The sequence below is a fragment of the Paraburkholderia suaedae genome (genome assembly GCF_040812055.1).
In the GTDB taxonomy this organism is placed as follows: Bacteria; Pseudomonadota; Gammaproteobacteria; order Burkholderiales; family Burkholderiaceae; genus Paraburkholderia.
This window is the reverse complement of sequence record NZ_JBFOAH010000001.1, coordinates 584,344-605,617: the sequence shown is the minus strand read 5'-3', so window position 1 is coordinate 605,617 and position 21,274 is coordinate 584,344. Positions and strand designations below refer to the sequence as shown.

Here is a 21,274-nt window from a genome sequence, read left to right as displayed (position 1 = left end):
GCCCAAGCTCGCGACGATCCGTCCGAAAGCCGCTCGTGGCACGATAGATAATCCGTTCGACCCATCGACACAGCCAGAGAATGCTACGCATGACAGAAGAAGTGTTCACTCCGCATGCCGCGTATGTGCTCGTTGTCGACGACGACGAAGGCATCCTGCGGCTCGCGCGCAAGTCGCTGGAACGCGCCGGTTGCCGGGTCGCGATCTGCACGGGCGTCGCGGCCGCGCGCGAGCGGCTCGACAGCGGCAGTCCCGATCTGCTGGTGCTCGACTACCAACTGAGCGGACCCGAGACCGGGCTCGACTTCTTCCGTCGTCTGCGCACGCAAGGCGTGCGGATTCCCGCGATCCTTGTGACCGGCTTCACCGACGAATCGCGCGTGATCGAAGCGCTGCGCGCGGGCGTGTCCGATGTGGTGCCCAAGTCCGGCGATTACCTCGATTACCTGCCCGAGGCGGTCGAGCGTGTGCTGTCGCAAGTGCGGCTGCAAAAGGCGTCGGACGAAGCCTTGTTGCTGCGCGATCGTGAAGCGCATTACCGCACGTTGTCCGAAGCGTTGCCGCACCTCGTGGTGACCTGCGACGCGGCAGGCGATTGCGATTTTCTGTCGAGGCAATGGTACGACTACACAGGGCTCGCATATGATAGTTCGCACGGTCTCGCGTGGCTCGACGCTGTGCATCCGGACGATCGCGAAGGCGTGCGGCACAGCTGGCTCAAGGCGGTCGCGAGCCAGGCCAGCGACTATCGGCAGGAGATGCGGATTCGCCGCCACGACGGCCAATATCGCTGGTTCGACGCGCGCGCGGTCGCGATGCGCGACGCCGAACACAACGTCAATAAATGGTTCGGCACGTTGACGGATATCCATGCGCAGCGCGAGGCGATCGAGGAACGCGAGCGGCTGCTGGCGGCGGAGCAGGCGGCGCGGCACACTGCCGAACAGGCCAATCGCGCCAAAGACCGTTTTCTCGCCATGCTGTCGCACGAATTGCGCACGCCGCTCACGCCGGTACTCGCCGGCGCGCGCTTGCTGGAGATGATCCCGGATCTGCCGGATGAGGCGCGCAGCAGCGTGCGCATGATCCGCCGCAACGTCGAGCTGGAAGCGCGGCTGATCGACGATCTGCTCGATCTGACGCGGGTCGCGAACGGCAAGCTACGTCTATCGCTCGAAACGGTCGACGTGCACGACGTGCTGGACAGCGTGCTCGAGCTGTTTCGCAGCGAGATTCAGATCAAGCAGCAGGACCTGCACGTGGACAAGCGCGCGACGCACCACTACGTGCTGGCTGATCGCGCACGCTTGCAGCAGATGCTGTGGAACCTCATTCGCAATGCCGCGAAGTTCACGCCGGATGGCGGCCATATTTATGTGCGCACGCGCGACGAACGGATGCGTGTGCAGCTATCGGTCGAGGATACCGGCATCGGCATCGAGCCCGAACAGATCGGCAAACTCTTCAATGCGTTCGAGCAGGGCGGCCAGAACATGACCCGGCAGTTCGGCGGCCTGGGTCTCGGTCTTGCGATCACCAAGGCGCTGACCGACGTCCATGGCGGCACGGTCAGCGCGCACAGCCCCGGCCCGCACTGTGGCGCGACCTTCACGATTACGTTGCCGACCGCGGCTGCGCCGGTTCCCACCCAGCCGGCCACCCCACGCGACGAAGTGCATCCGGCCGGACTGCTGACGATCCTGCTGATCGAGGATCACCTCGATACTGCCGACGTGATGGCGCAACTGATCCGTAACCTCGGTCACCACGTCACGGTAGTGGGCCGCGTCGACGATGCGCTTGCCGCCACCCAGCAGCGAAGCTTCGATCTGGTCGTGAGCGATGTTGGCTTGCCGGACGGCACGGGCCTCGATTTCATCCGGACATTCCGTCAGCATTCGGCTGCGCCGGCGGTCGCATTGACTGGCTTCGGCACCGACGAGGACGTGCGCCGATGTCTGAGCGCGGGGTTTACTTCGCATCTGACCAAGCCTGTCAATTTCGGCCAGCTTGAAACGATGATCGAGGGGGCAGTGAAGCTGAAGGCACAGAAGCGCCTCTGACTCATGCTCTTGCCCGTGCAGCACGAGCGCCTCGCGTTGCGAGAAAAGCAAAGGCCTGTTGCCGCAACAGCGGCAACAGGCCTCTTGATTGCGCCCGGCGAAAAGGCCGGATCGCGGCGATTAACGCGGTGATTCCTTCAACGAATCGCGAATTTCCCGCAGCAGCAGCACGTCTTCCGGCGTTGGCGGCGGCGCGGCTTCGGCCGGCGCCGGTTCGAGTGTTTTGCGCAGATTGTTGATGAACTTGACCATCATGAAAATGATGAACGCGAGAATGAGGAAGTTGATCAGCACCGTGATGAACGAGCCGTAACCGAACACTGCCACGCCCGCCGTTTGCAAGTCTTTATACGACGAGGGGTTGCCATGGTAGGTGGGCGGAATCTCGCCGAGCCGGACGAACTTGTTCGAGAAATCGAGGCCGCCGGTGACGACCCCGACGACCGGCATGATCAGGTCTTTCACAATCGAATTGACGATGGTGGAAAACGCGCCGCCGATAATCACACCGACCGCGAGATCCATCACGTTGCCCTTCAGGGCAAATTCCTTGAATTCCTTGATCATGCTCATGCGGATTCCTCCCAGATGTCGATGTATCGAATGATACCAACCTGGGACGGATAGGCCAGGTGTTTCGGGCTGGCAATGAGCTCGATCCGCGCTCAGTCCGCGCGGAATGCGCGCCGAAACCGCAACCAATGGGACTATCGAGGGAACTGCGACTCGCTATGCCGCGCGCGTTCCAGATGCGCGGCAAAACTCACCGGATCCGTATTGGTGCCGCACAACAGCACGCCCACCCGCTTGCCCTGCAGCTGCTCGCGCAGCGGTCCGAGGAGCGCCGCGGTCGCGGCGGCGCAGGCCGGCTCCACTGCGAGCTTCAGCTCTGCAAACAGGATCAGCATGGCCGAGCGCAGTTGATCGTCGGAGACCGTCACGAGCTGGTCGATATGACGGCGGCATAACTCGTAGCTGTATTCCTCGGTATGCGGCGACATCAGCGAGTCCGCGATGCTGTGCATCTGGCCCATCTTGACCGTGTGGTTGGCGGCGAAACTCTTGCGCATCACATCCGCGCCCTCGGGTTCGACGCCGTACACGTGGATCATCGGATTGGCCAGCCGCATTGCGGTGGAGACACCGGCGGCGAGACCGCCGCCGCCGATCGGCACGATCACCGCTTGGAGGTCCGGGGTTTGCGTGGCCCATTCGTAGCCGAGTGTGGCCGAGCCCAGCACCGTGCGATAACCGTTGAACGGATGCACGAAATAGCGGCCTTCTTCAGCCTCGATGCGGCGCACCAGTTCGAACGCTTCGGCAATGTCCCCGGCGAACACGATCTCGGCGCCATATTGACGGCATAACGCGATGCGCGCCGGGTTCGCCGAGCGGAACAGCACGACCTTCGTGCTGATGCCAAGACGTCGTGCCGCATACGCGAGCGCCACCGCATGATTGCCGCCCGACACGCAGGTCACACCGGCGCTGCGCTGCGCTTCGTCGAGTGCGAGCAGGTTGGTGAATGCGCCGCGCGCCTTGAAGCTGCCGCCCGCCTGCAACAACTCGAACTTGAAATTCACCACCGTGCCTTGCAGCGACGAAAAGTCGAGCCGGTCGAACACCGGCGTTCGCATGACCCACGGCGTCAACGCAAAGTGCTGTGAGGCGATGTCGTCGAGCGTGGGGATCGGCTCGCCGTCGATTGTGTGGTCGGTGTGCTGCGGGCTGGCGGTAGACATGGCGGCGGCCTGGGGTCCTTGATATAGGTAAGACCTGTTTCGCGGCGCTCGGTTTCAGACTGCGTGAGCCTCGATCGACATGCTATGAATGAACTTGTGCAGGAAGCGCTCGCACGCCACCAGTTGATCCAGCGCGACGAACTCATTGGCCTTGTGCGCCTGCTGGATGTCGCCGGGACCGCACACGATGCTCGGAATGCCTGCCAGCGAAAAGAGCCCTGCCTCGGTGCCGTACGCGACCTTGCGCTTGTCCTGGTCGGCCGTCAGCGCGCGCACGAGTTGCGTGATCGCAGCCTGTTCAGACGAATCGAGGCCCGGCGCCGCGGCGATCTTCGTGATTTCGATGCCCGCCGACGGATGTTCGCGCAGCATCTTCGGCAGCAGCGTTTCACGCGCGTATTGATCGATGCGGGCGAAGATCGGCTCGGGATCGAGCGTGGGCAGGTTGCGGAATTCGAACTGGAACCGGCATTCGGCCGGCACGGTGTTCAGCGCATTGCCGCCGCTGATCGTGCTGGTTTGCGCGGTGGTGAAGGGCACGTCGAATAGTTCGTCGAACGGGCCTTGCTCGCGGAACCGATCGGCCATGTCGCGGATGTAGCAGATCAGACGCGCCGCATATTCGATCGCATTCAAGCCCGTGGGCGTGAGCGACGAATGCGCGGCCTGGCCGCGCACGCAACACTGATACGCGTTGATGCCCTTATGCGCAACGATCGGGCGCATGCTGGTCGGCTCACCGACAATGCAGCCGTCGGGCTTTACGCCGCGCTTCATCAGGTCGGCGATGAGCAGCGGGGCGCCCGCGCAGCCCACTTCCTCGTCGAACGACAGCGCGAGGTGAATCGGCTTGGCCAGCCGGGTGCGCTGCATGTCCGGCACGAGCGCCAACGCTGCGCCGATGAAGCCTTTCATGTCGCAGGTGCCGCGGCCATACAGTTTGTCGCCGCGAACTTCCGGCTTGAACGGATCGCTGTCCCATTGCTGGCCGTCCACTGGCACGACGTCCGTGTGGCCCGACAGCACGACGCCGCCATTGGTCTGGCCGTCGTGTGCGGGGAGGGTGGCGAACAGGTTCGCCCATTTGCCGCTGCTGTCGTGGGTGAGCGTGGCTTCGATTCCGAGCGCGCGCAGTTCGTCGCGCACCGTTTCGATCAGGCCGAGATTCGGATTTCGGCTGACCGTGTCCATCGACACGAGACGGGTGACCCAAGGCAGCGAGACGGGAGAGGCGACCGAAGCGGCGGTGGACGATTGCCCGGATTGGGCTGATTCAGCGACGTGCGACATGACTAAGGCTCCGGCGTTCGAGTCTTTCGATCATACCCAAAAAAAAACGCCCGCGTATGCTGCGTGCGCGCATTGGCGCAGCGCAGCATGAAGCGGAAAACGCAGGACGTCCCCCGGTTTTCTCATGCACCGCGAACGCGCGACCTGTGGATCTAGCGTGCTGCGACTGCCGCCGTGGTGCCTCGGCTCGGCGTTGCGAGCGCGCGCAAGGTCTCCTTGACGGTCGCGATACGAACGGCCAGATCGGGGCTGCGCGTTTCGATACGCAGCTTGTCCTGACCGGCGAGCTTGATGTGCTTGTGCTTTTGCACCATCTCGATGATCCGCATGGCGTCGACCGGCGGATTGGGGATGAACTGCAAGCCGATCACCGCTTCGCCCGCATCGATCTTCGATATGCCCAAGGGCTTCGCTGCGAGCCGCAGACGATGCGTTTCGACCAATGCATGCGCTTGCGGCGGCAGCTTGCCGAAGCGGTCGATCAGCTCTTCCTGAATGCCGTCGATCGAATCGCCGTGCTCGCAGTTGGCGAGGCGCTTGTAGAGCGACAAACGCTCCTGCACGTCGCCGCAATAGTCGGCCGGCAGAATCGCCGGCGCGTGCAGATTGATCTCGGTGGTTGCGGCGAGCGGCGCGGTGAGGTCGGGCTCCTTGCCTTCCTTGAGCGCTTTCACCGCGTCGCTCAGCATGTCGGTGTAGAGCTGGAAACCGATCTCGTGAATCTCGCCCGACTGCTTGTCGCCGAGTACTTCGCCCGTGCCGCGAATCTCGAGATCGTGCATCGCCAGATAGAAGCCCGAGCCGAGTTCCTCCATCTGCTGGATGGCTTCGAGCCGGCGTTGTGCCTGCTTGGTGAGCCCCTGCGGATCGTGCACCAGCAGATACGAATAGGCCTGGTGATGCGAGCGGCCGACCCGGCCACGCAACTGATGCAATTGCGCGAGGCCGAACTTGTCGGCGCGGTGCATGAGGATCGTGTTGGCGCTCGGCACGTCGATACCGGTTTCGATGATGGTCGTGCACAGCAGCACGTTCGCGCGCTGCGCCACGAAGTCCCGCATCACGCGCTCGAGTTCGCGTTCATGCATCTGACCATGAGCGACCGCGATACGTGCTTCGGGCACGAGTGCTTCGAGCATCTGCCGGCGGTTCTCGATGGTTTCGACTTCGTTGTGCAGGAAGTAGACCTGGCCGCCGCGCTTGAGCTCGCGCAGCATTGCTTCGCGAATCACGCTGTCTTCCTCGCGACGCACGAACGTCTTGATCGCGAGGCGCTTTTGCGGCGCGGTGGCGATCACCGAGAAATCGCGCAGTCCTTCCAGCGCCATGCCGAGCGTACGCGGGATCGGCGTGGCGGTCAGCGTGAGCACGTCGACTTCCGCGCGCAACGCCTTGAGCGCCTCTTTCTGACGCACGCCGAAGCGATGTTCTTCGTCGATGATGACGAGCCCGAGGCGCTTGAACTGCACGTCCGACGACAGCAGCTTGTGCGTGCCGATCACGATGTCGACCGTGCCTTCGTTGATCTGCTGGATCGCCGCGTTGACTTCTTTGGTCGACTTGAAGCGCGACAGCTCCGCGATGCGCACCGGCCAGTCGGAGAAGCGGTCGGTGAAGGTCTGCGTGTGCTGTTCGGCGAGCAGGGTGGTGGGCGAGAGCAGCGCCACCTGCTTGCCGCCCATCACCGCGATGAAGGCCGCGCGCAATGCCACCTCGGTCTTGCCGAAGCCGACGTCGCCGCACACCAGACGGTCCATCGGCTTGCCGCTCGTCATGTCGCCGATCACGGCTGCGATCGCGGCGGCCTGGTCGGGGGTTTCCTCGAAGCCGAAGCTCTCGGCGAACTTCACGTAGTCTTTCGGCTCGAGTGAGAACGCATGGCCCGAACGCGCGGCGCGGCGCGCGTACAGATTGAGCAACTCGGCTGCGGTGTCGCGAATCTGCTGCGCGGCACGGCGCTTGGCCTTTTCCCACTGACCCGAGCCGAGCGCATGCAGCGGCGCGCTCTCCGGATCGGCGCCGCTGTAGCGCGAGATCACGTGCAATTGCGCGACCGGCACATACAGCTTGCTGTCGCCCGCGTATTCGAGGTGCAGGAACTCGGTGTCGCCTTCGCCGAGATCCATCGTGACGAGCCCCATGTAGCGGCCGATGCCGTGCTGCGAATGCACGACCGGATCGCCGATCTTGAGCTCGGACAGGTCGCGCACCATCGAATCGACGTTGCTGGCCTGTTCCTGGCGACGGCGTCCCGCGCGGCGCGCGAGCGGCCCGTACAGCTCCGTTTCGGTGATGATCGCAATGCCGTCGGACGGCACGGCGAAGCCGTTGGCGAGCGGTGCCACGCCCAGCGAGAAGCGCGCGTCGCCAAGCAGCCAGTCCTGGAAGCTGTCGCACGAAGCCGGGCTCAGATGATTGTCGGCCAGCAATTGCAGCAGCGTTTCCCGCCGGCCCGCCGATTCGGCGGCAAACAGCACGCGGTTCGGCGTGGTGTTCAGATACGCGCGCAACGCGAGCACCGGGTCGTCGGCGTGACGGTCGAGCGCGAGATCCGGCAGCGGCGTCGACCAGCCGCCGCCCGCGTTGGCAGGCAGCGTGAGCCGCGCGAACGGCTTCGCGAAGGCGAAGAAGTCCTGGTCCGTCAGGAACAGCCGCTGCGGCTCGAGGATCGGCCGGTCGCGATCGTGCGACAGGAAGTTGTAGCGCTGTTTCGTGTCGTTGCCGAAACGGCGGATCGCGGCTTCCAGATCGCCGACGAACGCCAGTTGCGCGCCTTCGGGCAGGTAGTGAAAGAGCGTGGCCGTTTCGTCGAAGAAGAGCGGCAGATAGTATTCGATGCCCGCCGAGGGCACGCCGTTGCCGATGTCCTTGTAGACCGACGCGCGGCTCGGATCGCCCTCGAAGGTCTCGCGCCAGCGGCTGCGAAACGCGGTGCGCGCGGCTTCGTCGAACGGGAATTCGCGGCCCGGCAGCAGGCGCACGTCTTTCACCGGATAGAGGCTGCGCTGGGTGTCCGGATCGAAAGCGCGGATCGAATCGACCTGGTCGTCGAACAGATCGATCCGGTAAGGCAACGGCGAGCCCATCGGGTAAAGGTCGAGCAGCGAGCCGCGCACGCAGTATTCGCCGGGACGCACCACCTGGCTCACGTGCTCGTAGCCGGCCAGCGTCAGTTGCGCCTTCAGGCGCGCCTCGTCGAGGCGCTCGCCTTGCGAGAAGGCGAACGTATAGGCCGCGAGGAACGACGCCGGCGGCATCCGGTAGAGCGCCGTAGTGGCGGGCACCAGCAGGATGTCACAGCGGCCTTCGCCGAGATCGTGCAGCGTGGCGAGGCGCTCGGAGACCAGGTCCTGATGCGGGGAAAAGGTGTCGTACGGGAGCGTCTCCCAGTCGGGCAGCAGGCGCACCCGTGCTTCGGGCGCAAAAAAGCCGATTTCCTGCGACAGACGCTGCGCATCGACGGCACTTTCGCACACGACCGCCAGCAACGGCACCCTGTCGCGATAGGCCAGATGGTAGCGGGCGATCAGCAGCGCGTCGGACGAGCCGTGCGTGCCGTCGAAGTTAAAGCGCTGGCCGGCCTTGACGAGCGCGACGGGCGGAGAGTACTGCGATGATGCGGCGATGTCTGGCATAGATGGGAAAAAGCGGCCTCGGGCTCACACGGACGGCCAAGTTTACGCGCGTCGGGGCGCGGATGCGAAAGAACCTATTATAAAATCCGTCCTTTACTTTGACTTCGCGGCGTCCGCATTCGTGACTTCCCGTCTATTTGCCCTGATTCCATGCGCCGGCACCGGCAGCCGTTCCGGCGCCGCGATGCCCAAACAATATCGCACGGTCGCCGGTCGCGACATGTTGCATTATTCGCTGGCCGCGTTCGACGCATGCAGCGAGTTTGCACAGACTCTCGTCGTGATCGCTCCCGACGACCAGCACTTCGACGCCCGGCGCTTTGGCGGGCTGCGCTTTGCGGTGCGCCGCTCGGGCGGCGCGTCGCGCCAGGCATCGGTGCTCAACGGTCTGCATGCGCTCGCCGGGTTCGGCGCGCGCGACGGCGACTGGGTGCTGGTGCACGACGCGGCGCGCCCCGGCATTACGCCCGCGCTGATTCGCACGCTGGTCGCGGCGCTCAGGGAGGACCCGGTGGGGGGCATCATGGCGTTGCCGGTCGCCGATACGTTGAAACGGATCGACGCCGCGTCCGCTGATGGCCGCATTGCCCGCACCGAGGCGCGCGACGGCCTATGGCAGGCGCAAACGCCGCAGATGTTTCGCATCGGCATGTTGCGCGAAGCGATCCTGAGCGCGCAGGCCGAGGGTCACGATCTCACCGACGAAGCAAGCGCAATTGAATGGTTGGGGCATGCGCCCAAGCTCGTGCAAGGCAGCTTGCGCAACTTCAAGGTCACGTACCCGGAAGATTTCGATCTGGCCGAGGCGATTCTGAGCCGGCCGGCGGCTTCGTGACCGATTCCGGTTTTAATAAGCGGACCAGAGGACTTGACGCATATGGATTTGAGAGTGGGACAAGGGTACGACGTGCATGCGCTGGTGCCGGGGCGTCCGTTGATCATCGGCGGCGTAACGATTCCTTATGAGCGCGGGCTGCTCGGTCATTCGGATGCCGACGTGCTGCTGCACGCGATTACCGACGCGCTGTTCGGCGCGGCCGCGCTGGGCGATATCGGCCGCCATTTTTCCGATACCGACGCGAAGTTCGCCGGCGCGGACAGCCGCGTGTTGCTGCGCGAATGCGTTGCGCGCGTGAAGGCGGCGGGCTTTGCCATCGCCAACGTGGATAGCAGCGTGGTCGCGCAAGCGCCGAAGCTGGCGCCGCATATCGAAGGGATGCGGGCGCATATCGCAGCCGATCTCGATTTGCCGATCGAGCGGGTCAACGTCAAGGCCAAGACCAACGAGAAGCTCGGCTATCTCGGCCGCAGTGAGGGGATCGAAGCGCAAGCCGTGGTGCTGCTGACGAGGAGTTGAGCCGGCTTTGCGGATCGGCAGCGGGTCGCCGCAGGGCCGAGTGAAGGCCATCAATCGGCCATGAATCGGTCATCGATCACGACGCGTGCGGCGCAGAAAACCAACCTCCCGCCGCATGACGGCACAGCGCTATTTGTCTTCGGCGGCAATACACTGCGCAGCCGCATTGATCACGGCTGCGATGCGGCCCACGTCGCGCAATTGCGTTGAACTCATGCCTTCGGCAACCAGCGTATCGAAGTGCGATTTCACGCAGAAATGGCATTTGCCGATGATCGAAGCCGCCAACGCATACATCTCGAAGCGCCGCTTGTCCACGCCGCCATGCGACGCGTAAGCGTTCATCCGTAACTGCGCCGGTTGCGATTTGAGGTCCGCGCTTTCGGTCATCTCGACGTACGGGTACCACACGTTGTTCATCCCCATCAGCGCGGCGGCGGTCAGCGCGCCCTGCGTTTCTTCCGGGGACAACACGCCGGCATTACGGATCGCGTCGACGATCACCGTGCTCTTCGCCGCGAAGGCCGCTGCGAGCGCGACGCCAGCCGCGTCGTTTCCTTCGAGCGATGAGCGGGCAATGGTCCCATCGAGATTCAGCCGGATGTCTTTCGCATAGTCGGGTACGCGCGCCTTGATCGAAGACAGGAATTCCATTGACCTCTCCTATAGGCTTGTCGATAAAAAAGCCCGCGGCTCTTGCAAGCGAAGCGGGCTTTTGACGGCACGGCTTACAGCGTTGCGCCGCCGACGGCGCGATTGCAAGGACACAGCTCGTCCGTTTGCAGGCCGTCCAGTATACGCAGCACCTCTTCCGGATTGCGGCCCACGTTCAGGTTGTTCACCGACACGTGCTGGATCGTATTGTCCGGATCGACGATGAAGGTGGCGCGCAGCGCGACGCCCGCTTCCTTGTCGCGCACGCCGAGCTGGTCGATCAGCTCGCCCTTCACGTCGCCGAACGAATAGTGGTTCAGCTTGCTCAGATCCTTGTGCTCGCGGCGCCATGCCAGCTTCACGAATTCGTTGTCGACGCTGCCGCCCATCAGCACCGCGTCGCGTTCTTCAAAGTCCTTCGCAAGCTTGCCGAACTCGACGATCTCGGTCGGGCACACGAACGTGAAGTCTTTCGGGTAGAAATAGATGATCTTCCACTTGCCCGGGAACGACTGCTCTGTAATCTCTTCGAACGCGGATACGCCGTTTTCTTCATGAGTGTTGAAACCCGGCTTCGCAGCAGTGACGGTGAACGCTTCGACTTTATCGCCAACGGTTTTCATGCGAGTGCTCCTTCGTGTGGGTTGAAAAAACAGCATGTTGAGGCTACCAGATCGTGTTCGCGAGCGCATGACACCGCCCAACTATAGGTCTATGAAACCGTCCGATCAATAGTTTATTTCTAACGGCGCCGAGAGTCGTTATTCAACACCAGAGGGGCTGCGAGCGTGGCCAGCGCCGCCAAGGGCTGACATGCTCAGGCGCCTTTGGCCAGCGGAAACTCGATCGTGACTTCGAGGCCCGGTCCAGGCATGCGATTGCGCAAGCGCAACGCCCCGCGGTAACGGCCGACCAGCCGCTGAACGATGGCCATGCCAAGGCCCGTGCCATTCGCCTGGGTGCGCGCCGAATTCACGCGATAGAACGGCCGGGTCACGAGCGCCAGCTGATCTTCGGGAATGCCAGGGCCTTCGTCGACCACCGACAGTTCCACCCGCGAGTGCGACACGCGCGTCTCCAGCATCACATGCGGGATGCCGTCGCCGTCGCTCAAGCCGTACTTGCGCGCGTTCTCCAGCAGATTGCCGACCACCCGCCGCATGTCGGTCTCGTCGGCCTCGATCACCGCGGAAGGCGCGAGCCGCGTGATCAGGCGCATGCTGTCCTCGCTCTGCATGCGCGCGGCCAGTTCGCCGGCGATCACCGACAGGTCGACCGGCTCCGGCACCCGCTGCACCGGGCGCGCGTAATCGAGGAACCGGCCGATGATCATGTCCATCTGCTCGATATCGTCGACCATTGCGTCTTTCGTGCTTTGATCCGATGGGCTCATTTCGGTTTCCAGCCGCAGCCGGGCGAGCGGCGTGCGCAGATCGTGCGAGATGCCCGCGAGCATCAGCGCGCGATCGGCTTCGAGCTGTTCCAGATCCTGCACCATCTGGTTGAAACTGCGGTTGGTTTCGGCGGCCACGCCCATGCCGCGCTCGGGCAGCGGCTCGGGCGACTGGCCCGAGCCGACTTTGCGCGCCGCCATGGCGAGCCGCGCGAACGGCCGGTTCACGAGACTCGTGATGAACGCCGCGCCGAACAGCGACAGCGCCAGCGCGAACACGCCCCAGCCGGCCCATTGCAAGCCGGTCGCGTTGTCGAGCTGGTCACGGTCGAGCGCGACCCAGTAGTCGTCGTCGTCGATCTTGAAGCTGATCCACACGCCGTTGATGTCGTTCACGCTTTGCGCGATGACTGTGTCGTCGCCGAGCCGGCCACGAATGTCGTGCTCGATGAGGCGATTGAGCGATTCGTCCGGCTGGAGTTTGTACTTGTCGGTGGCTTCGCGCGGGTACACCCGCACCCCTTCATTGCTTTCCAGATCCTGCAGCAGCGCGCGGCGCAGGTCGGGATCGGAATAGAGGAGGGCGGTGCGCGTGAGCTTGACGATCGCGACGAGCTGCAAAGCCACGCGCTGCGCGCGCGGTTCTCGCTCGATCACCCGGAAGCTTTGGAACCACGCGGCCAGGCTGACTGCGATCAGCAGAGCGATCAACAGAAAGGTCCGCCAGAAAAGCCCGCCGAACGCGAGCGTCAGGAGGCGCCGGTCGATCCGCATGGGCCCTTCTTATGTGACGTCAGAAATAGAAACGAACTTGCACGGGACAGGCGTCAGCGCTACGGCGCCGACTCTGCTCGACACAGGAGACCCAAGCAAACTCAGGCTGCACCGTCGGGGATGAAGACGTAGCCCAGACCCCACACCGTCTGAATGAAACGCGGGCTGCCGGGATCCGGCTCGATCAGCTTGCGCAGACGCGAGATCTGTACGTCCAGACTGCGGTCGAACACTTCATATTCGCGGCCACGGGCGAGCTCCATCAGCTTTTCGCGCGACAGCGGTTGGCGCGGATGACGCGCGAACACCTTGAGCACCGAGAACTCGCCCGTGGTCAGCGGAATTTCCTGCCCCGCCTTGGTGAGCGTGCGGGTTGCGAGATTCAGCGCGAACTCGCCGAATTCGAATACCTCGGTGGTTTCGGACGGCGCGCCCGGCAACTCGGACGGCGACTGCCGGCGCAGCACTGCGTGAATGCGCGCGACCAGTTCGCGCGGATTGAACGGCTTCGGTAGATAGTCGTCGGCGCCCATCTCCAGCCCGACGATACGATCGACGTCTTCACCCTTGGCCGTCAGCATGATGATGGGCGTACGGTCATTGCTGCCGCGCAGGCGGCGGCAGATCGACAGGCCGTCCTCGCCGGGCAGCATCAGATCGAGCACCAGCAGATCGAAGCGCTCGCGCACCCAGAGCTTGTTCATGGACGGCGCGTTCTCTGCAACGTAGACATTGAAGCCCTGTTCGCCGAGGTAGCGGCGCAGCAGATCGCGCAGGCGGGGATCGTCGTCGACGACGAGGATTTTCGAAGGGTTTTTGGTTTCCATGGTCGGCATCTTAGCGCGATTAGAAAGTGGTGCGCGGTTGCATCGTTTACAGGGTTACAGTCAGTTACAAAATTTACCCCCACTATGGCACGGCGTAAAGCGGGGGCAGCTAGAGTCCTTTACGGAATGCGGCTGTTCGGTGGATACTTCACCCGACAATAACTCTCGCTCCCGGCTCGCTACCGGGGTTTGCATACGCATCTGAGGTAGCCGGTTGCCGCGCCACGAAGGGAACAACATGAAGGGAGGGGTTTGGCCGAACGTGCGCCTGAGCATGATTGCACTGGCAGTAGCCGCAACGCTCGCAGGCTCGCTGGGACCAACGCCCGCCTATGCCCAGCCTTCTGCCGACAGAGCGGCGAGCGCGCGCGCGCCCAGGCCCGGCAATTCCCACGCTCTGCACCACAACCCGGCTGCTGACCCGTCCGCATCGGATCTGATGCTGCGCACCGCGGTCCCTCCCGATCTCGATCAACGTCGTCGCGATGGTCATATGACGCCCGAAGAGCGGCATTTGTTGCGGCAGCATATCGAAGATGCTGTGCGCGAACTGTATAAGCGCTAGTCTTTCTGGCCTGCTCGCGGCGCGGGTGCTCTGTCCATCGCGATGACTGACCGCGACCGGATGCCTATCGGTAGCGGCGGATCGTTGATGTTCCCGCGCGCTGCGCGTTACGGGATATTACTTGCACGGTGAGTTCCCGCGCCCTCGTTGGTCGCTCAAAACGCGTGGCCGCGTCCCGTTGCAAGCGTGAGATAGCGCGCAGCCATCGAGGAGCGTACGCTTCGATGTGACGACCCTGACGCCCATTGCAGAATTGCGTCGACGGTGGCACGGCTCAGGCGATCGCAATCGAACGAGGAGCGGATGAAACGACGCAGCTTTCTTTCGATGAGCGCGGCCGCAGCCGCTGCCGCCACGCTGCCGCTGCGAGACGGGTTTGCCGCGCAGGCGTTCACGCCGCGCGCGCGTTCAAGCTGCGATCCGGGCAAGCTCCTGGTTCTCGTCGAACTGAAGGGCGGCAACGACGGTTTGAATACCGTGATTCCGTTTGCCGACCCTGCCTATTACAAACTGCGCAAGAACATCGGCATCAAACGCGAGCAGGCGATTGCACTCGACGAGCGCACCGCGCTGCATCCCTCGCTGCTGCCGTTGATGCCGCTTTGGCGCGACCAGCAACTGGCCATCGTGCAAGGCGTGGGCTACCTCGGACGCAATCGCTCGCACTTCCGCTCGACCGAGATCTGGGACACTGCGTCGAACTCCGACCAGTATCTGCGCGAAGGATGGCTGACGCGCGCATTTGCGCAGATGCGGGTGCGCGCCGGCCTTGCCGCTGACGGCGTAGTGGCCGGCAACGCCGAGATGGGGCCGTTTGCGAGCGGCGCACGGCCGATCGCGCTCAGCGCCTGGACCGGATCGGCCAACGCATCGCGGGTCGCTGCTCCGGCGCTGTTGGACGAGTGCAATGTCGCATCGTCACGGACTCTCGACGCCGGCAACACCGATCCCGATCTGCGCGCAGCGCCGCATCCAGTGCGGTTCGATACGGTGTTTCCCGGCGGCGTATTCGGTAACTCAGTGAGGGCCGCGATGCAGATGCTCGCCCTATCCGGCATGCCGCAACAACAACGGCGAAGTGGGCGGGGCGTCGCCGCCATCCGTCTGACGTTGAGCGGTTTCGATACGCATCACAACCAGCCGGTGCAGCAGACAGCGTTGCTCAAGCAACTCGCTGAAGGATTGGCGTCGCTGAAAGCGGCGCTCGTCGAACTTGGCCGCTGGGAACGCACGCTCGTGATGACCTATGCGGAGTTCGGGCGCCGCGCGCAAGAGAACGACAGCAGTGGCACCGAACACGGCACCGTGGCGCCGCATTTCGTCATGGGCGCACGTGTGCGGGGCGGTCTGTACGGGCTGCCGCCGACGCTCGCGCGGCTCGACGGCAACGGCGAGTTGCCGCTCGGCATCGACTTTCGACGGTTGTATGCGACCGTGCTTGGGCTTTGGTGGGGGCTGGATGCGTCGGCGATCCTGCTGCAGCGCTTCGAGCCATTGCCACTGCTACGCGTTTGATGCTGGCCAATGCGCAATTGATTCATGCAGGAGTACTACAGGACTTGCAGGCAACCGGTGGGACGCTCGCGCCTCGAGTCGCGTCGACGTGAAGCGGCGCATCGAGCCGCCCAGGGTAATCCGGTCTATTTCGCGCGCCACGCAATCCAGAGTTTGCGGATCGGCGTCAACCCGATGCGTTGATGCAGAACATGATAGCCGTCGCGTTCGATCTCTTCGAGCAATGCCAACGCCAGCGCCCCCAGCGCGAGCAGCGTGCGCTGCGCGCGGCGCTCGGCGGCGGGCACAGCAGCGAGCGCGTTGCGCAACGCCTCGCGCGCACGCCGCGTTTCAAAGCGCATCAGGTCAGTGAATGCATCGCTATATTTTCGATTGATCAGATCGGCAGCGGTGACGTTGAAGCGCTGCATTTCGTCGATAGGAATGTAGATGCGGCCGTGGCGCGCATCGTTGCCCGTTTCGACGACGAACTGTCCAAGCAATAGCGCTTCGCCAAGCGGCGCCGACCAGTCTTGCGCCAGTTCGGCGTCGTTCGCCGTGGCGCGCGCGACCAGCGCCGCGAAGGTGCCTCCCACGCCTTGCACATAGCGCCGCAGATTGGGATAGTCGAGGTAACGCGCCTGGTCGAGATCGATTTCGAAACCGGCGAGCAATGCCTGCAACGCCGGATATTCCTGCCCCACGTCGGGCAGATAAGCCGCGAGCGCGTGGGAAACCGGATGCGAAGGCGAACCCGACGCCAGCGCCGCGATTTCGTTTTGCCACCAGGCGAGTTTCGTGCGGCCGATCGCCGGATCGCTGATCTCCTTGACGGTCTCTTCGAATTCGCGGCGCAACGCGAATAGCGCGGTCAGCAGCGGTTGACTTGCTGCGGGCGCCTGGCGAAGCGCATAGTAAGTGCTCGATCCAGGCGGCGCCGCTTTCTGCTGGCAATATTCGTCGAAATTCACTGGCTTGGATATGTGGGAAAGGAACGGCGAAGAAGACGCACGGCATGCCTGCGCGAAGCCAAAAATTGTAGCATCGGCGACGCTTTTACAGATGCTGCGAAAGGGCAGACAAGCGCGGATCAATCGGTTAGAATCTCGCGCTTACGGTTGCGGGCGCCCGTTTCTTGCGCGCTCGCGAGCAGGCAGGACATCGGGCCGTACGCACAGTGGCGAGCCCGGCTGCGAGGGTGGCGAAATTGGTAGACGCACCAGGTTTAGGTCCTGACGCCCGCAAGGGTGTAGGGGTTCGAGTCCCCTCCCTCGCACCATTCATCTGTACCGCGGAACCCCGTCGAGTCGTTGGACTGACGGGGTTTTTCGTTTCTACGGCGCGCGTCCGGCAACGCCTGCCGACAAAGCTCAGAGCCCCGGCGTGCCCGATTGCGCCTGTGCACCAGACATCTGCGCCTGAGCCGCGCCTTCGAGAAAGCGGCGGGTCGATTCGAATGCTTGCAGCATCTGATCCGGCCACGGCGTTTGCAACATCACCGCCTGATGATTTTCGAATGCTGACGACAACAGCTTTGAGAGCTCGGGCGAGCGAAGATGACGCAGCAGCACACTGACCGCGATCGCCGTCGCCTGGCTCGCGCCGGCGGTCTGGAGTTCTGAAGCGGTGAGTGCCGCGACTTGCTTGTTAATGTCCACTGAAACTTCCCTGGATGAAAAGTGGTGTATGAAGGCGCGCTGGCCCATGGCGAATTTTGACATGGTTGACGGGTTGTCGCGAACCCGGCAGGGGCGGGCGGCTCTTCGATGGCGTGATCACGCGCGCCAGTTTCGTTACTCTGGACGTTCTGCGCGCGTGCAGCGATCATCTGGATAACGCGGTTGCTTTTGCTTCCTTGGCGGCCTGCTGCTGGCGGCAAAGCACCGACCGCTTATTCCTGTTCGACCTGTCAGCCCCGACAGCGATCGTGCGGCTCATGTCTGTCATCTGTATCGGTTCCAGGTTGCGGCCGGCGGGCACTGGTTACCGCGGCCATCCAAGCTTGTGCACCCGGAAATTGAGCAATGAAGCGTCTTTTGATACTGACCGGCGGGTGCCTGGCGCTCGCAGCCCTTTGGACATCGGCGCCCGCTACGGCCGCCGATCTTTTCGCGCAGCGTTTCGCGCTCCAGCTGCAAGACGGCGCCGCGCTGTACAGCGTTCCGCTGTCTGCTGCCGTGTATGAGGCCAGCCGCCGTGGCGATCTGGGCGACGTGCGCGTCTTCAACGGCGCGGGAGAAGCCGTGCCCTATGCGCTCGACGCTCCGCGCGAGCCGGCGCGCATCCCGTCCGCGCTGCGCCCGGTGCGCTGGTTTCCTGTGGCATTAGCGGCTGCCGGCGCCAATGGTCCGCAGCCTGGCGTCGTCATCTCCACCGACGGATCGTTGCGCGCCACCTCGGCGCCCCCGCCGCGCGCCGAACACGACGTGGACGTGATCGATGCCGGCCGCGCGGCGCAGGCCGGCCGCGTCGGCGCGTTGCTCGTTCATCTGCGCAACGACAATTACCAGGGCCGTGTGAGCGTCGAAGCCAGCGGCGATTTGCGTCAGTGGCAACCGGCGGGCGCCGCGCAACTGCTCAAGGTCAATTACAACGGCAGCATCCTGAGCCAGAACCGGATCGAACTGAACGGCGTCCACGAGCGTTACCTGCGTTTGCACTGGCTCGACGGCGCTCCGTACGTCGATTCGATCGATGCCGAGGTGCTCGCGGCTGGCGCCGATGCGGCGCGCCGGGCGGACACACAGCGCGAATGGCACCAAGGCATCGTCGCTCAGCCCGGCCTCAAGCCCGGCCAGTACTTCTTCACGACCGGGCGGCCCTATCCCGTCGACCGGTTGGTCATCGGTTTGCCTCAGCCGAATACGGTGGCGCCGGCGCTCGTCTACTCGCGCATCGGTCTCAATGCGCCGTGGCGGGAGGTCGCTCACGCGACGCTGTTCCGCTTGCATAACGGCGAAGTGGAGCAGACGAACGCGGCGCTCCCGTTGAAGCCGGACACGGATCGTCAATGGCGGGTGGTGGTCGACACGCGCAACGGCGGGATCGGCGCGGGTGCGTTGACCGTTGCGTTGGGCTGGCATCCGGCGATACTGACGTTCGCCGCGCACGGGAGCGCGCCCTTTACGCTGGCGGTGGGTAGCGCCGCGACGACTTCGGCGGCGGTGAGTCTCGACGCGTTGTTGAAGGACGCCTCGTCGGTTGCCGCGACGGCGCGCCTGGGCGACGCGCTGCACGTTGCGCCGCTGCACGTTGCACCACCGGCACGCGCGACGCCCGTCGCCAACAATTCCACGGCGGTGTCGCGCCGCTACCCGCTATGGGCCGCTGTGGCGTTGGCGGTCTTCGCGCTCGGAGTCATCGCGTGGTGGCTTGCGAGGGTTGCGCGAGGGCGGGCCGTTGACGTGGGGACTCAGCGTGACGATCCAGGAACGGGTGCCGCGGACGCAGCCGGAACCGGCAAGCGGAACGGACCCGTCAACGAAAACAAACCATTGTGAGGCTCGGGCGAGACCCGCCGCGAAACGCATCAGGCACCCCGCACCTCGCAACCTGCATCATTCCGGGCGCGCAGTCATCGTCTCGATGACCTTGTCCAGCGCAGCGCCGAATGCCGCCTTTTCCCGCTCGTCGAGACAGTCGAACATATCGCTGTTCCACTTGCGCGCGATCGGCATCACCTTCCGGTACAGCGCACGGCCTTCCGGTGTCAGCGAAACCAGCACCACGCGGCCGTCATCGGCGCTCGGCTGGCGCTGCACGAGTCCCTGGCGGATCATCGCTTCGGCCGCGCGGCTCGCCTGGCTTTTGTCAAGATTGGCGTGCCTCGCCAGATCCATGATCGAGAACGGTCCAAACGAACCCACCGATGCAATCACCCGTGCCTCCGGCAGCGTCACGCCCAGCTTCGCCTGATAGCGCTCGCTGATGCCGCGCTCCGAGAGTTTGTTCAGCACATGCAGCCGGTACGTGAGGAATTGTTCGAGTCCGGCTTTAACGGAGTCCTTCATGGTCATCCCGTGGTAAGTGGAGCCGTCGCGGCGCTGTGATTGTTGCCGCAACCGTCCCGCGGGTCAACGCGTGCCGTATTTGAGGCGGGTCAGCTGTTCGGCCTCGTTGGCGAGCAGGCGCGCAGCGTCGCTGATTGCGGCTTCGAGCGTGATCGGGCCCGGCGCCGGCGAAAAGCAGCCGCTGAAGTAATCGGCGAGGCGCGGCAAAGCGGCGGAATCTACGGCGCCGGACAGCAGCGTGGCGGGCACGCCGGCCGCTTGCGCATGACGGCAGGCGATGAAGGGCGCCTTGCCATGCAGTGTTTGCACGTCCGAGCGGCCTTCGCCGGTAATCAGCCAGTCGGCGCCAGTGAGCGCGGCATCGAGACCGATCTGCCGCGCAACTGTCTCCGCGCCCGGCTCGAACTGCGCGCCTAGCATGTGCAGCGCAAAGCCGAGGCCGCCGGCCGCGCCCGCTCCGGGCAGCTCCCGCGCGCAGCGCCCGAGCGCGGCTTCGAGCAGGTCGGCGAAGCGGGCGAGGGCGGCGTCGATGGTGGCTACCTGGTCCGGCTTGACACCCTTTTGAGGACCGAATACGGCAGTTGCGCCGTGCTCGCCGGTCAACGGATTGTCGACGTCCGACATCCCCACGAACCGGGTATCCGCCAGCCGGGCGTCGAGTTGCGAAACGTCGACGCGCGCAACGCGCGCGAGCTGTTCGGGTGTGCCCTCGAGTTCGTTGCCTTGCCCGTCGAACAGTTTGAGGCCGAGGCCGCTCAGCAGGCCGGCGCCGCCGTCGTTCGTGCTGCTGCCGCCCAGCGCAACGAAAAAGTGCCGCACGCCTGCGTCCAGCAGCGCGCGAACCGCCTCGCCCACCCCGCGCGTACTGCGCGCTTCGACAGGCACGCCCATCCCGACCGGATCCGTGATGCCGACGATCTCGGCTGTCTCGATGATCGCGCTGCCGTCCGCGAGCACGCCGCTCAGCGCTTCGCGCAATTGGCCTGCCGCACCGCGCACGCTCAGCTTGCGCCTCTCGCCGCCGCGCGTGAGCATCGCGTCGAGCGTGCCTTCGCCGCCGTCGGCCATCGGACAGATTCGCACGCTGGCGTCGGGCCGGGCGCGCTGGACGCCGCTCGCGATCGCCTGCGCGACCTGTTGCGCGCTAAGCGAGCCTTTGAAGGAATCGGGAGCAATGACGACGACAGGCGGGGGCGACGAATTCGGCATGGTGTCTCTGAATGGTTGGAATCGTTGCGAGGACGGCGATTGGTTGCGGCGTGCGTTAGCTTATCAGCATGGGCGCGCCGACTGAATAGGCCGAACGGCATAGCCGGAATCGCCAGCGCCGACGCGCGCACCGCTGCGGGCAGATGCCGTAAAGCCGCACGAGCCCGCGAACCGGCCGGGCAACGCGGACTCGCATCGCGCCGAGGGAAGCGCCCAAGCCATGAACGGACCGGGGAAGCGGGCGCACGCTGAATCGAAACC

18 protein-coding genes and 1 tRNA gene are annotated in these 21,274 nt (G+C 64.3%); 7 read left to right on the top strand and 12 right to left on the bottom strand.

Translation table 11 applies throughout. The annotated features are described in order from the left end of the window. Positions 1-89: 89 nt before the first annotated feature. Positions 90-2,063 carry a hybrid sensor histidine kinase/response regulator gene (locus ABQJ48_RS02615; protein ID WP_367835748.1) on the top strand — a complete coding sequence of 658 codons (1,974 nt, stop codon included), beginning with the start codon at positions 90-92 and terminating at the stop codon, positions 2,061-2,063. 120 nt (positions 2,064-2,183) lie between these two features. On the opposite strand, the gene mscL is transcribed toward ABQJ48_RS02615, so the two are convergent. From mscL to mfd, 4 genes are all read right to left on the bottom strand, one after another. Further along, positions 2,184-2,636, bottom strand: coding sequence for a large conductance mechanosensitive channel protein MscL (gene mscL / locus ABQJ48_RS02610; RefSeq protein WP_367835747.1), 453 nt, complete (start codon positions 2,634-2,636; stop codon positions 2,184-2,186). A gap of 134 nt (positions 2,637-2,770) precedes the next feature. Further along, positions 2,771-3,805, bottom strand: a complete 1,035-nt coding sequence (locus ABQJ48_RS02605; protein ID WP_367835746.1) for a threonine ammonia-lyase — start codon at positions 3,803-3,805, stop codon at positions 2,771-2,773. A 54-nt stretch (positions 3,806-3,859) separates the two neighbouring features. Beyond that, on the bottom strand, positions 3,860-5,095 hold the full coding sequence (gene argE, locus ABQJ48_RS02600) for an acetylornithine deacetylase (protein WP_367835744.1): 1,236 nt from the start codon (positions 5,093-5,095) through the stop codon (positions 3,860-3,862). A gap of 152 nt (positions 5,096-5,247) precedes the next feature. Beyond that, positions 5,248-8,730 (bottom strand): transcription-repair coupling factor, encoded by a 3,483-nt coding sequence (gene mfd / locus ABQJ48_RS02595; RefSeq protein WP_367835742.1) that lies wholly within the window; start codon positions 8,728-8,730, stop codon positions 5,248-5,250. Positions 8,731-8,851: 121 nt separating this feature from the next. Between mfd and ispD the strand changes: the two genes are divergently transcribed. Both ispD and ispF read left to right on the top strand, forming a co-directional pair. Then, positions 8,852-9,565, top strand: a complete 714-nt coding sequence (gene ispD / locus ABQJ48_RS02590; RefSeq protein WP_367835740.1) for a 2-C-methyl-D-erythritol 4-phosphate cytidylyltransferase — start codon at positions 8,852-8,854, stop codon at positions 9,563-9,565. A 42-nt stretch (positions 9,566-9,607) separates the two neighbouring features. Then, positions 9,608-10,087 (top strand): 2-C-methyl-D-erythritol 2,4-cyclodiphosphate synthase, encoded by a 480-nt coding sequence (gene ispF / locus ABQJ48_RS02585; protein ID WP_367835738.1) that lies wholly within the window; start codon positions 9,608-9,610, stop codon positions 10,085-10,087. 129 nt (positions 10,088-10,216) lie between these two features. Here ispF and ABQJ48_RS02580 read toward each other — a convergent pair whose 3' ends face one another. The 4 genes from ABQJ48_RS02580 to ompR all read right to left on the bottom strand — a co-directional run bounded on the left by ABQJ48_RS02580 (position 10,217) and on the right by ompR (position 13,744). Beyond that, entirely contained in the window at positions 10,217-10,741 is a 525-nt protein-coding gene (locus ABQJ48_RS02580) for a carboxymuconolactone decarboxylase family protein (RefSeq protein ID WP_367835737.1), read from the bottom strand. 74 nt (positions 10,742-10,815) lie between these two features. Then, on the bottom strand, positions 10,816-11,364 hold the full coding sequence (locus tag ABQJ48_RS02575; protein ID WP_367835736.1) for a peroxiredoxin: 549 nt from the start codon (positions 11,362-11,364) through the stop codon (positions 10,816-10,818). Between the two features lie 194 nt (positions 11,365-11,558). Then, positions 11,559-12,908 (bottom strand): ATP-binding protein, encoded by a 1,350-nt coding sequence (locus tag ABQJ48_RS02570; RefSeq protein WP_367835735.1) that lies wholly within the window; start codon positions 12,906-12,908, stop codon positions 11,559-11,561. Positions 12,909-13,009: 101 nt separating this feature from the next. Continuing rightward, positions 13,010-13,744, bottom strand: a complete 735-nt coding sequence (gene ompR, locus ABQJ48_RS02565; protein WP_006048917.1) for an osmolarity response regulator transcription factor OmpR — start codon at positions 13,742-13,744, stop codon at positions 13,010-13,012. Positions 13,745-13,973: 229 nt separating this feature from the next. Between ompR and ABQJ48_RS02560 the strand changes: the two genes are divergently transcribed. Continuing rightward, complete coding sequence (locus ABQJ48_RS02560) at positions 13,974-14,300, top strand: hypothetical protein (protein WP_367835985.1); 327 nt, start codon at positions 13,974-13,976, stop codon at positions 14,298-14,300. Between the two features lie 303 nt (positions 14,301-14,603). Beyond that, positions 14,604-15,815, top strand: a complete 1,212-nt coding sequence (locus tag ABQJ48_RS02555) for a DUF1501 domain-containing protein (protein ID WP_367835734.1) — start codon at positions 14,604-14,606, stop codon at positions 15,813-15,815. Positions 15,816-15,940: 125 nt separating this feature from the next. Here the strand turns inward: ABQJ48_RS02555 and ABQJ48_RS02550 are convergent, their stop codons facing one another. Next, a complete protein-coding gene (locus ABQJ48_RS02550; protein ID WP_367835733.1) occupies positions 15,941-16,765 on the bottom strand; it encodes a squalene/phytoene synthase family protein in 825 nt (274 codons plus the stop codon). Between the two features lie 221 nt (positions 16,766-16,986). Between ABQJ48_RS02550 and ABQJ48_RS02545 the strand changes: the two genes are divergently transcribed. Then, positions 16,987-17,073: transfer RNA gene (locus tag ABQJ48_RS02545), tRNA-Leu, on the top strand. Positions 17,074-17,164: 91 nt separating this feature from the next. Here the strand turns inward: ABQJ48_RS02545 and ABQJ48_RS02540 are convergent. Then, positions 17,165-17,452: a hypothetical protein gene (locus ABQJ48_RS02540; protein WP_367835732.1), complete on the bottom strand. Its 288-nt coding sequence runs from the start codon at positions 17,450-17,452 to the stop codon at positions 17,165-17,167. A gap of 366 nt (positions 17,453-17,818) precedes the next feature. Between ABQJ48_RS02540 and ABQJ48_RS02535 the strand changes: the two genes are divergently transcribed. Next, entirely contained in the window at positions 17,819-19,294 is a 1,476-nt protein-coding gene (locus ABQJ48_RS02535) for a DUF3999 domain-containing protein (RefSeq protein WP_367835731.1), read from the top strand. A gap of 57 nt (positions 19,295-19,351) precedes the next feature. On the opposite strand, the gene ABQJ48_RS02530 is transcribed toward ABQJ48_RS02535, so the two are convergent. Both ABQJ48_RS02530 and ABQJ48_RS02525 read right to left on the bottom strand, forming a co-directional pair. Then, complete coding sequence (locus tag ABQJ48_RS02530; protein ID WP_367835730.1) at positions 19,352-19,804, bottom strand: MarR family winged helix-turn-helix transcriptional regulator; 453 nt, start codon at positions 19,802-19,804, stop codon at positions 19,352-19,354. Positions 19,805-19,867: 63 nt separating this feature from the next. After that, a complete protein-coding gene (locus ABQJ48_RS02525; RefSeq protein WP_367835728.1) occupies positions 19,868-21,013 on the bottom strand; it encodes a glycerate kinase in 1,146 nt (381 codons plus the stop codon). Positions 21,014-21,274 lie beyond the last annotated feature (261 nt).

Coding starts and splice junctions, on each gene's coding strand:
- ABQJ48_RS02615 (WP_367835748.1), top strand. CDS start 90: ATGACAGAAGAAGTGTTCACTCCGCATGCCGCGTATGTGCTCGTTGTC.
- mscL (WP_367835747.1), bottom strand. CDS start 2,636: ATGAGCATGATCAAGGAATTCAAGGAATTTGCCCTGAAGGGCAACGTG.
- ABQJ48_RS02605 (WP_367835746.1), bottom strand. CDS start 3,805: ATGTCTACCGCCAGCCCGCAGCACACCGACCACACAATCGACGGCGAG.
- argE (WP_367835744.1), bottom strand. CDS start 5,095: ATGTCGCACGTCGCTGAATCAGCCCAATCCGGGCAATCGTCCACCGCC.
- mfd (WP_367835742.1), bottom strand. CDS start 8,730: ATGCCAGACATCGCCGCATCATCGCAGTACTCTCCGCCCGTCGCGCTC.
- ispF (WP_367835738.1), top strand. CDS start 9,608: ATGGATTTGAGAGTGGGACAAGGGTACGACGTGCATGCGCTGGTGCCG.
- ABQJ48_RS02580 (WP_367835737.1), bottom strand. CDS start 10,741: ATGGAATTCCTGTCTTCGATCAAGGCGCGCGTACCCGACTATGCGAAA.
- ABQJ48_RS02575 (WP_367835736.1), bottom strand. CDS start 11,364: ATGAAAACCGTTGGCGATAAAGTCGAAGCGTTCACCGTCACTGCTGCG.
- ABQJ48_RS02570 (WP_367835735.1), bottom strand. CDS start 12,908: ATGCGGATCGACCGGCGCCTCCTGACGCTCGCGTTCGGCGGGCTTTTC.
- ompR (WP_006048917.1), bottom strand. CDS start 13,744: ATGCCGACCATGGAAACCAAAAACCCTTCGAAAATCCTCGTCGTCGAC.
- ABQJ48_RS02560 (WP_367835985.1), top strand. CDS start 13,974: ATGAAGGGAGGGGTTTGGCCGAACGTGCGCCTGAGCATGATTGCACTG.
- ABQJ48_RS02555 (WP_367835734.1), top strand. CDS start 14,604: ATGAAACGACGCAGCTTTCTTTCGATGAGCGCGGCCGCAGCCGCTGCC.
- ABQJ48_RS02535 (WP_367835731.1), top strand. CDS start 17,819: ATGAAGCGTCTTTTGATACTGACCGGCGGGTGCCTGGCGCTCGCAGCC.
- ABQJ48_RS02530 (WP_367835730.1), bottom strand. CDS start 19,804: ATGAAGGACTCCGTTAAAGCCGGACTCGAACAATTCCTCACGTACCGG.
- ABQJ48_RS02525 (WP_367835728.1), bottom strand. CDS start 21,013: ATGCCGAATTCGTCGCCCCCGCCTGTCGTCGTCATTGCTCCCGATTCC.